The organism is Streptomyces glomeratus, from assembly GCF_021462825.1.
Classification (GTDB): domain Bacteria; phylum Actinomycetota; class Actinomycetes; order Streptomycetales; family Streptomycetaceae; genus Streptomyces; species Streptomyces glomeratus.
Genome location: NZ_JAKEEB010000070.1, coordinates 1 through 10661, shown reverse-complemented (window position 1 = coordinate 10661; position 10661 = coordinate 1). Strand labels below are relative to the sequence as shown.

The 10661-nt window shown below is 71.7% G+C and carries 6 protein-coding genes and 2 pseudogenes; 6 read left to right on the top strand and 2 right to left on the bottom strand.

The genetic code is table 11. From position 1 onward, the window contains the following. Positions 1-140 precede the first annotated feature (140 nt). Entirely contained in the window at positions 141-1481 is a 1341-nt protein-coding gene (locus LZ604_RS34905) for a 6-phospho-beta-glucosidase (protein WP_234520201.1), read from the bottom strand. Between the two features lie 180 nt (positions 1482-1661). Between LZ604_RS34905 and LZ604_RS34900 the strand changes: the two are divergent. From LZ604_RS34900 to LZ604_RS34890, 3 genes and pseudogenes are all read left to right on the top strand, one after another. Next, positions 1662-3081: pseudogene (locus tag LZ604_RS34900) on the top strand (beta-galactosidase domain 4-containing protein); the annotation flags it as partial. A 34-nt stretch (positions 3082-3115) separates the two neighbouring features. After that, positions 3116-3406: pseudogene (locus LZ604_RS34895) on the top strand (hypothetical protein); the annotation flags it as partial. A 188-nt stretch (positions 3407-3594) separates the two neighbouring features. Then, the gene (locus LZ604_RS34890) at positions 3595-4998 is read left to right on the top strand and encodes a glycoside hydrolase family 16 protein (protein WP_234520200.1); all 1404 of its coding nucleotides are present in this window, start codon (positions 3595-3597) and stop codon (positions 4996-4998) included. Between the two features lie 106 nt (positions 4999-5104). Here the strand turns inward: LZ604_RS34890 and LZ604_RS34885 are convergent, their stop codons facing one another. Beyond that, positions 5105-5992, bottom strand: a complete 888-nt coding sequence (locus tag LZ604_RS34885) for a helix-turn-helix domain-containing protein (RefSeq protein ID WP_234520198.1) — start codon at positions 5990-5992, stop codon at positions 5105-5107. 146 nt (positions 5993-6138) lie between these two features. Between LZ604_RS34885 and tkt the strand changes: the two genes are divergently transcribed. The 3 genes from tkt to zwf all read left to right on the top strand — a co-directional run. Further along, positions 6139-8214, top strand: coding sequence for a transketolase (tkt, locus tag LZ604_RS34880; protein ID WP_234520195.1), 2076 nt, complete (start codon positions 6139-6141; stop codon positions 8212-8214). Positions 8215-8233: 19 nt separating this feature from the next. Further along, the gene (tal, locus tag LZ604_RS34875) at positions 8234-9379 is read left to right on the top strand and encodes a transaldolase (RefSeq protein WP_234520194.1); all 1146 of its coding nucleotides are present in this window, start codon (positions 8234-8236) and stop codon (positions 9377-9379) included. Then, the coding region (gene zwf, locus LZ604_RS34870; RefSeq protein ID WP_234520192.1) for a glucose-6-phosphate dehydrogenase at positions 9376-10661 on the top strand (1286 nt) is incomplete at its 3' end. The genes tal and zwf, both read left to right, overlap by 4 nt.

The following is a 10661-nucleotide window of genomic DNA, read 5'->3' as shown; positions in this document are numbered from 1 at the left end:
GGCCCGGCCGGGGCGGGGGGGGGGTGCGAAACTGCGCCGGCATCCCCCAGCCCAGGGGGCGGGGCCCCCCCCCCCCCCCGGGGGGGCCGGGGGGGGGGGGGGGGGGGGGGGGCCGGGGGGCCACCCCCACGCCGATGGGACTACCTGAGGTACCCGAGGCCGGGGTGGACGGCGGTGTAGCCGTCGACGAGCCGCCGGGCGACGTTGACCGAGTCGACGAGCGGATGGAGTGCGAACGCCTTCACCGCCGTTGCGCGTGAGCCGGACTCGGCCGCGGACAGCACCTCGCGCTCGACCGCCTTGACCGAACAGACCAGGCCGGTGGCGTGGCCGGGCAGCGGGTCGACCGCGATGGGGTGGGCGCCGTTGGCGTCCACCAGGCAGGGCACCTCGATGACCGCCTCGGAGTCCAGCACGGACAGGGTGCCGCGATTGCGCACGTCGAGGATCAGGGTGGCGCGCTCGTCGCGGGCGATGGCCCGCATCAGGGCGAGGGCCACTTTCTCGTAGCCGCCGGACAGATCGTCCGCCTCGCGTTCGCCCGCGCCCGCCGTCTCCCGGTTCTCGGACATGTACGTGGCCTCGCGCTCGGCCCGTGTGCGGTCCCAGGTCTCGAGGGCCGCGGCGTCCGGACGCTTCATCTCCTCGTAGAACCGGGCCTGCTGGTCGCGCAGGAAGGCGCCCCGGGTCTTCTCGGCCTCCCGGTACGCACGGACCGTCTCGCGGCTGAAGTAGTAGTAGTGCAGGTACTCGTTCGGAACCGCGCCGAGGGACCGGAGCCAGTCGGCGCCGAACAGCCTGCCCTCCTCGAACGAGCCGAGCAGGCCGGGGTCGGCGAGCAGCCGCGGCAGTTCGTCACGGCCCGCGACGCGCAGTCCGCGCACCCAGCCGAGGTGGTTGAGGCCGACGTAGTCGACGAAGGCCTCGCGCGGGTCGGCGACGCCGAGCACACGGGCGATACGGCGGCCGAGCCCGACCGGGGAGTCGCAGATGCCGATGACGCGGTCCCCGAGGTGGCGGGACATGGCCTCGGTGACGAGACCCGCGGGGTTGGTGAAGTTGATGACCCAGGCGTCGGGGGCCAGCCGGGCCACGCGCCGCGCGATGTCGACGGCGACGGGCACGGTGCGCAGACCGTACGCGATGCCGCCCGCACCCACCGTCTCCTGACCGAGGACGCCTTCCGCGAGCGCCACCCGTTCGTCGTCCGCGCGTCCCTCCAGGCCGCCGACGCGGATCGCGGAGAAGACGAAGTCGGCCCCGCGCAGCGCCTCGTCGAGGTCGGTCGTGGCGGTCACCTCGGGCGCGTCCGGCACATCCGCCCCCTGTTCGGCAAGCACCCTCCCCACCGCGGACAGCCGCCCGGCGTCCAGGTCGTGCAGCACGACACGGGTGACCCGGCCCTCGGCACGGTCCCCGAGGAGCGCGCCGTACACAAGCGGCACCCGGAATCCGCCGCCGCCCAGAATCGTCAGCTTCACGCTTGCACCTCTCCTGCCACGATCATCCCGGCGCCCGCCTCTGCGAGAAAGGACGGGGTCGCCGAGTCGACCGGTTCGTTCCTCACCACCATGCCGCCACTGGTTCCGGTCATCGATACTTCCATCCGCAAACCGGCCGCACGCCGACATACGAGGAGTACGCGCGCACCTCGTCACGCCGCCATGGGCGACAGCCACGGCACGCCGGCCGGAGCACTGGGCCGCCATCGAGTCCACCCCGGGCCTTCAGGGCGGCTTCATCCGGGGGTTCTGGGACCACGGCATTGTCCAGCCCGTGAGCAACGGAAGACCGGCCGGGCGCGGTGGCGCGGGACTGTTTGACAACGGTGTCGCCGCGCCCGGCAACCGCCGGGCGTACGGCGGTGACTTCGGGGACGTCCCGGACGACGGCGCTGACTGCGCGGACTGCGCGGACGGCATGGTCTTCCCGGACCGCACGCCCGAGCCGGCCATGGACGGGCACCGGGAGGTCGCGGCGCCGGTCCGGCTGGAGTGCTACCGGCACGAGGGCGTGGTCGTCCGGGGCCGGCAGCACCTCCGGGGCCTGGACCGGCTGACCGCCGAATGGGAGCTGTCGCCGGCGGACGGCCCCACGCTGACGGCCCCGGCGCAGCTGCCCCGCCTCGCTCCGGGCGAGTCGGCGGCCGTGACGCTGCCGTTCACGCTGCCCAAGGAGGGTGGCGAGGCCTGGCTGACCCTGCGGGCGCGCACGGCGCACGACGAGCCGTGGGCACCGCGCGGCGCCGAGGTGTACATGCCGCAGGTACGGCTGCGCGGACCCGCCCCCGAGCAGGCCCTCCCGGTTCCGGGCCGGTCCGTCGAGGTGGACGAGAACGGCCTGCTGGTCCACCCGCTCCTCACCGCAGCTCCCACACTCGCCCTGTGGCGGGCGCCCACCGGCAACGGCGAACCGGGCGGCGTGGCCGGGTGCCGGCGGGTCCGGCGGCTCGACGCGTTCGTTCGCACGGTGGTGGACGTGCGCCGGAACGACGGGCCGGTGACCGTGGTCTGCATGTACGCCTGCGAGTCCGGTGTCGTCCGGCACGAGCAGGTGTTCACCGCGGTCGAGGGCGGCATCCGGGTGCAGGAGACCGCCGAACTGCCGTGGGCGCTGCTCGACGTGGCGGGGGTCGGCTCGGTCTTCGAGACGGTCCCGGGGCTGGATCTGCTGAAGTGGTACGGGCAGGGGCCCGGGAAGGGCTGCCCGGACCGCGCCGTGAGGGCGCCCGTGGGACACCACTCCGCCGTGCCGGGCGACCTGTTCACCTCGCATCCGCGTCCCCCGGGAAGCGGCGGCCTGCACGGCGTACGGCACTTCTCGCTCTGGGGACCGGACGCCACCGGGCTCTCCGTACGCCTGGACGAGCCCCGCCGGGTATCGGTGACCCTCCCCCGGCCTCCCGCCCACGTGGCCGCGGCCGGGAACCACGACCGGCCGGTGGCGCGCCTCGGGTGCGTGGTGCACATCGACGCCGCCCACCGGGACCCCGGCGCCACCCCGCGCGGCCCCCGCGCCTCCGCCTCGTATCCGATCGCGCCTGCGGTCCACCGCTGGAGCTGGACCCTCCGCCCCCTCTGACCCCCCGACCTTTCACGGATCCCACGGAGTAGACGTGTGCACTTCGCACGAGCCGGGGCAGGGCCCTGCCCCGGAGGCCCCCCAGGCCGGAGCCGGCCGACGCAGCTTCCTGCGGGCCACCGCGCTGCTGGGCGCGGCGGCCACCACCGGCGTCGCCCTCCCGGCGGCCGCCGCGGCGGCTGAGGCGAGCGGCGAACGCGGGTGGCGGCCCGAGATCCGCGACTGGCGGGACGCGGCGCCCGGGATCGTGATCGGCATGGAGGGCGCGCCCGGCGCCCAGGGCGCGGCGATCCCAGGCCGGCGTTCCTCCAGGAGCACATACGGCGGCCTCTCCCCCTTCGGCGCCTGAACTCCCGTGCCAACAAAGGACTTTCTCGGCTTTATCTCTTGACGGCCGGAGTGGCGGAGAGCACATTGGCGGCGCGGTTGAGAGCGCTCTCACGACCGCAGCGCACCGGCCCCGGCTCTCACCGGTATGCGCGCACCCCACACTCCGTACGAATGAGGCAGCATATGAAGGACACCTCCGGCATACCCCCGAGACGCCGGCCCCTGCGCCGCGTCCTGGTCGCCGTGCTCGGCACCATGGGTGTGGCCGTGGCCGCCGCGACGGCCGCCACCCTGCCCGCGAACGCCTCCGCACCCACTCCCCCGTCCGGCTGGACCCAGGTCTTTCTCGACGACTTCAACGGCGCGGCGGGCTCCGGCGTCGACACGGCCGACTGGCAGTACGACACGGGGACCTCCTACCCGGGCGGCCCCGCCAACTGGGGCACCGGCGAGGTCGAGACGATGACGTCCGGCACCGGCAACGTCTCCCTCGACGGCAACGGCAACCTGCTCATCACCCCGCGCCGCGACGCCTCCGGCAACTGGACCTCGGGCCGCATCGAGACCAAGCGCACCGACTTCCAGCCCCCGGCCGGCGGCAGGCTGCGGGTCCAGGCGCGGATCCAGATGCCCAACGTCACAGGATCCGCGGCCAAGGGCTACTGGCCCGCCTTCTGGATGCTTGGGGCGCCGTACCGGGGCAACTACCAGAACTGGCCGAGCGTCGGCGAGCTGGACATCATGGAGAACGTCCAGGGCTTCAACACCGACTGGGCGACGATGCACTGCGGCACCAACCCGGGTGGCCCCTGCAACGAGACATCCGGCATCGGCAACTCCACGTCCTGTAGCGGCACGACATGTCAGGCGGGCTTCCACACCTACGCGATGGAGTGGGACCGCTCGACAAGCCCCGAGGAGATCCGCTTCTCCCTCGACGGCGTCACTTTCCACACCGTGAAGGCGAACCAGGTCGACGCGACGACCTGGTCGAACGCCACGAACCACGGCTTCTTCGTCATCCTGAACGTGGCCATGGGCGGCGGCTTCCCAGGCGCGTTCGGCGGCGGCCCGGACAGCGGCACCCAACCGGGCCACCCGATGGTGGTCGACTATGTGCAGGTGCTCCGGTCCTCCGACGGTGGGAGCGGTACCACACCGCCGCCGTCCGGCAACCGGGACGCCTACGGCGCGATCCAGGCCGAGTCGTACGACAGCCAGTCGGGCGTGGTCCCGGAGGCCACCACGGACACCGGCGGCGGACAGGACATCGGCTCGCTGGCCAACGGCGACTGGGCCCTGTACAAGGGTGTCAACTTCGGCTCCACGGCCGCCACGCAGTTCTACGGCCGGGTCGCGAGCGGCGCCGCGAACGGGGTGAGCGGGCTGGTCGAGGTGCGTCTCGACAGCCGCACGAACGCACCGATCGGCAGCTTCGCACTGGCCGACACGGGCGGCTGGCAGAGCTGGCGGACCGTGCCGGCGAACATCAGCCCGGTCACCGGCACGCACGACGTGTATCTCACCTTCACCAGCGGCCAGCCGAGCGACTTCGTGAACGTGAACTGGTTCGACTTCGGTCACTGAGCACACCGGCCGAAGGCACCGACGGTCGGGCCGCACGATCGCCCGATGAGGGGGCGGGCCGCACGATCGCCCGTCGAGGGGGCGGGCCGCGCGCTCGCCCCCTTCGTCATCGCAGCTCGGCCCGGAACGCCGCCGGTGTCGTGTCCGTGTGCTGATGGAAGAACTTGGAGAAGTTCGCCGCGTCGGGGAAGCCGACGGCGGCACCCACGCGGCCGATCGGCAGGTCCGTGTGCGCGAGCAGACGTTTGGCCTCCAGGACGACCCTCTTGTCGATGAAGCCCTTGGGTGTCTCGCCGGTGGCGGCGCGGACGGCGCGCACCAGGGTGCGGCGGGAGTAACCGAGGGCGTCGGCGTACGCACTGACACTGTGGTTGGTGGCGAAGCCCTGCTCGACGGCGTCCCGGAATCGGGTGAACGTGGTGTCGGCGTGCTCCCGCGCCGCCTCGGCCGAACCGGCCGCGAGGTGCCCGAGACGCAACAGGAACGCGGTCAGGGAGTGGCGCAGCACCGCGGTGTGCAGACCCAGGGGCAGGGTGGTGGTGTCCTCGTACTCGCGTTGCAGCTGGGCCAGGGAGGCGCGGAGCCCGGCGAGTTCGGCCGCGTCGGGGTGCAGCAGCGGCGGCAGGTCGTAGCGGTACAGGCCCGTGGCCTCCACCGTGGCGCGCGGCAGAAATCCGGGCTGCATGGTCAGCACGGTGCCGCGGTACTCGCTCGACCGGGAGAAGCGGTGGACCTGACCCGGGCGTATCCACAGCACGTCACCGGCGCGCGCCCGGTACTCGGCGAAGTCCACCATGTGCGACACGGGGCCGCCGTTGAAGAACATCACCACGTGGAAGTCGATGCGGTGGACGCGGTCCAGCGGCGCGTCCTCGTGCCAGGTGCGGCCGGGGCCCATGGGGCCCACCTGGACGCCGACGCCGCGGACGCTCAGGTCGACGGGGAACGCGTACGTCCTGATCCCGTCACCTTCTTGCGTGGTTCTGTCCGCCATGTCCTTCTCGTGCCACCTCGGTACCGCTGCCGATGTCCCACTTTCACCGAAGGCTGACACGCGCGCACCTTCCCCCGCAAAAGTCAGACTTTTAGGTTTGACGACGTTCCGCCAGTGATCATGCATCCAGTGAGGACTTCTTGAAGATGAGTGCGCAGAGCGCAGACGGTTTCGAATGGACCGACCTCGACCGGCGAGCCGTCGACACCGCCCGAATTTTGGCCGCAGACGCCGTGCAGAAGGTCGGCAACGGCCACCCGGGCACCGCGATGAGCCTGGCGCCCGCCGCGTACACGATCTTTCAAAAGGTGATGCGACACGACCCCGCGGACCCCGAGTGGACCGGCCGTGACCGCTTCGTGCTCTCCCCCGGGCACACCTCGCTGACCCTCTACACCCAGCTCTTCCTGGCCGGCTACGAGCTGGAGCTGGACGACCTGAAGGCGTTCCGCACGCACGGTTCCAAGACGCCGGGTCATCCCGAGTACGGCCACACGGCCGGTGTCGAGACCACCACGGGCCCCCTGGGCCAGGGCGTCGCCAACGCGGTGGGCATGGCGATGGCCGCCCGCTACGAACGCGGTCTGTTCGACCCGGACGCTCCCGAGGGCACCTCGCCCTTCGACCACACGATCTGGGCGATCGTCTCCGACGGCGACCTGGAGGAGGGCATCTCCGCGGAGGCGTCCTCGCTCGCGGGCCACCAGAAGCTCGGGAACCTCGTCTTCCTCTACGACGACAACCACATCTCCATCGAGGGCGACACCGCGACGGCCTTCTCCGAGGATGTGCTGAAGCGGTACGAGGCCTACGGCTGGCACGTGCAGCGCATCGAGCCCGCGCAGAACGGCGATGTCGACGTCCACGCGCTGTACGCGGCGCTCGAGACGGCGCAGGCCGAGACCGAGCGTCCCTCGATCATCGCGATGCGCACGGTCATCGCCTGGCCCGCCCCGAACGCGCGGAACACCGAGGCCGCGCACGGCTCGGCGCTGGGCGAGGACGAGGTCGCGGCCACCAAGCGGGTCCTCGGCTTCGACCCTGAGAAGACCTTCGAGGTGTCCGGCGAGGTCCTCGGTCACACCCGCCGGGCCCTGGACCGCGGCGCCGAGGCACACGCGGCCTGGGACAAGCGGATCGCCGAGTGGCGCGGCGCCCACCCGGAGCGCGCGAGGCTGTTCGACCGTGTCGTCGCAGGTCAGCTGCCGCAGGGCTGGGAAGACGCACTGCCGGTGTTCGAGGAGGGCAAGGCGGTGGCCACCCGCGCCGCCTCCGGCAAGGTGCTCCAGGCCCTCGGCGCGGTCCTGCCCGAGCTGTGGGGCGGCTCCGCCGACCTGGCCGGCTCCAACAACACCACCATCGACAAGAACAGCTCCTTCCTCCCCAAGGGCAACCCGCTGCCGGAGGCGAACCCGTACGGACGCACGATCCACTTCGGTATCCGTGAGCACTCCATGGCCGCGGCGATGAACGGCATCGCCCTGCACGGCAACACCCGCGTCTACGGCGGCACCTTCCTGGTGTTCTCCGACTACATGCGCAACGCCGTGCGCCTGTCGGCGCTGATGCAGCTCCCCGTCACCTATGTGTGGACCCATGACTCCATCGGCCTGGGCGAGGACGGCCCGACCCACCAGCCCGTCGAGCACCTGGCCAGCCTGCGCGCCATCCCGGGCCTGAACATCGTCCGCCCGGCCGACGCCAACGAGACCGCGATCGCCTGGGCAGAGATCCTCCGGCGCCACTCCACCGCCCCGGCCCCACACGGTCTCGCGCTCACCCGCCAGGGGGTGCCGACGTACGCCCCGAACCCCGAGGCGGCCAAGGGCGGTTACATCCTGCGGGAATCCTCCACCGGCACCCCGGAGGTGATCCTGATCGCCACCGGTTCCGAGGTGCAGCTCGCCCTCGCGGCACGGGAACGGCTGGAGGCCGAGGGCGTGGGTACCCGGGTGGTGTCGATGCCGTCCGTGGAGTGGTTCGAGGAGCAGTCCGCCGAGTACCGCGAGCATGTCCTTCCGCCGTCCGTGAAGGCACGCGTGGCGGTCGAGGCGGGCATCGCGCTGACCTGGTACCGGTACGTCGGTGAGAGTGGACGCATCGTCTCCCTGGAGCACTTCGGCGCCTCCGCCGACGCCAAGGCCCTGTTCGCCGAGTACGGCTTCACGGCCGGGAACGTGGCCGCCGCCGCGCGGGAATCCCTCGCCGCCGCCCGCGGTTGATCCGATCGCACGAAAGAAGATGATCATAGTGACCGAAAGGACCGCATCCGCGGGACCTTTGCAGCGCCTGTCCGACGCGGGAGTGTCGATCTGGCTGGACGACCTGTCCCGCAAGCGGATCGCCACCGGCAACCTCGCCGAACTCCTCGCCGCCAAGCACGTGGTGGGCGTCACCACCAACCCGTCCATCTTCCAGGCCGCCATCGGCTCCGGGGAGGGGTACGAGGAGCAGCTGGCCGACCTGGCCGAGCGCGGTGTGACGGTCGAGGAGGCCGTCCGCATGATGACCACCGCCGACGTCCGCGCCGCCGCCGACATACTCAGGCCCGTGTACGAGGCGACGGACGGCCGGGACGGCCGGGTCTCCATCGAGGTCGACCCGCGCCTCGCCCACCGCACCCGGGCGACCGCCGCGGAGGCCCGGCAGCTCGCCTGGCTCGTCGACCGTCCCAATGTGATGATCAAGATCCCGGCGACCGAGGCCGGCCTGCCGGCCATCACCGAGGTCATCGGGCAGGGCATCAGCGTCAATGTCACGCTCATCTTCTCCCTGGAGCGCTACCGGCAGGTCATGGACGCCTACCTGGCCGGCCTGGAGAAGGCCGGGGCCGCCGGGCTCGACCTGTCCGCCATCCACTCCGTGGCCTCCTTCTTCGTCTCCCGCGTCGACACCGAGATCGACAAGCGCCTGACGAAGCTGGGCACGGACGAGGCCCTCGCGCTCAGGGGCAGGGCGGCGCTGGCGAACGCACGGCTCGCCTACGAGGCGTACGAGGAGGTCTTCGCCGGTGAGCGCTGGCTCGCCCTCGCCGAGGCCGGGGCCACCAGGCAGCGCCCGCTGTGGGCCTCCACCGGAGTGAAGGACCCGGCGTACAAGGACACGCTGTACGTCGACGAACTGGTCGCGCCGGGCACGGTGAACACCATGCCGGAGGCGACCCTCGACGCCACCGCCGACCACGGCGACATCCAGGGCGACACGGTGACCGGCGGCTACGCCCGGGCCCGCGCCGACCTCGCCGCCGTGGAGCGGCTCGGAATCTCCTACGACGAGGTCGTCAAGCAGCTCGAGGACGAGGGCGTCGCCAAGTTCGAGGTGGCCTGGCAGGACCTGCTGGACGCCGTCACGACTTCGCTGAAGGGCAAGGGGGCCGAAGCGGAATGAGCAAGGAACGTCACGCGACGAAGGGATCCGGGACCGAGGAGAGGGCCGAGGGTGCTCCGGTGACCGGGAGCGAGGCTCCGGCGGCCGGGGAGACCCGGGCCGCGGAGGCCACGGCCTCCCCCGCGGTCTCGAAGGCCGCAGCGGCACCCGGGAAGGCCGGCGCGGAGGTCCCGGACCCCGCCTGGAGCAACGCCCTTCGTGACTCCCGCGACCGCAGGCTCCCCCGCATCGCCGGCCCCTCCGGTCTGGTCATCTTCGGCGTCACCGGTGACCTGTCCCGCAAGAAGCTGATGCCTGCCGTCTACGACCTAGCCAACCGGGGTCTGCTGCCGCCGGGTTTCTCGCTGGTCGGGTTCGCCCGGCGTGACTGGGCCGACCAGGACTTCGCCCAGGTCGTGCACGACGCCGTGCGCGAGCACGCTCGTACCGAGTTCCGCGAGGAGGTGTGGCAGCAGCTCGCCGAGGGGATGCGGTTCATCCCTGGCGACTTCGACGACGACACCGCGTTCAAGCAACTGCGGTCTGCCGTCGACGAGTTGGACGCCTCACGGGGCACCAGCGGCAACTACGCGTTCTACCTCTCCGTGCCGCCGAAGTTCTTCCCCAAGGTGGTCCGGCAGCTGAAGAAGCACGGTCTCGCCGACGCGCCCGAGGGCTCCTGGCGGCGCGCCGTGATCGAGAAGCCGTTCGGGCACGACCTGGCGAGCGCCCGCGAGCTCAACGCGATCGTGCACGACGTGTTCGAGCCGGATCAGGTCTTCCGCATCGACCACTACCTGGGCAAGGAGACCGTCCAGAACATCCTGGCGCTGCGCTTCGCCAACCAGATGTACGAGCCGATCTGGAACAGGTCGTACGTCGACCACGTCCAGATCACGATGGCGGAGGACATCGGCATCGGCGGCCGGGCCGGCTACTACGACGGCATCGGCGCCGCCCGGGACGTCATCCAGAACCACCTGCTCCAGCTGATGGCGCTCACCGCCATGGAGGAGCCGATCGCCTTCGACGCCGAGGCGCTGCTCACCGAGAAGCTGAAGGTCCTCAGGTCGGTGAAGCTGCCGGAGGAGCTCGGCGGGCACACCGTGTTCGGGCAGTACGCGGCCGGCTGGCAGGGCGGCGAGAAGGTCGCCGGGTACCTCCAGGAGGAGGGCATCGACCCGCAGTCGAAGACCGACACCTACGCCGCGGTCAAACTGGAGGTCGACAACCGCCGCTGGGCGGGCGTCCCCTTCTATCTGCGCACCGGCAAGCGGCTGGGACGCCGGGTCACCGAGATCGC

Bases quoted from the DNA above. Each gene is read 5' to 3' on its own strand.
- tkt (WP_234520195.1), top strand. From the start codon at position 6,139: ATGAGTGCGCAGAGCGCAGACGGTTTCGAATGGACCGACCTCGACCGG.
- LZ604_RS34890 (WP_234520200.1), top strand. From the start codon at position 3,595: ATGAAGGACACCTCCGGCATACCCCCGAGACGCCGGCCCCTGCGCCGC.
- tal (WP_234520194.1), top strand. From the start codon at position 8,234: ATGATCATAGTGACCGAAAGGACCGCATCCGCGGGACCTTTGCAGCGC.
- LZ604_RS34885 (WP_234520198.1), bottom strand. From the start codon at position 5,992: ATGGCGGACAGAACCACGCAAGAAGGTGACGGGATCAGGACGTACGCG.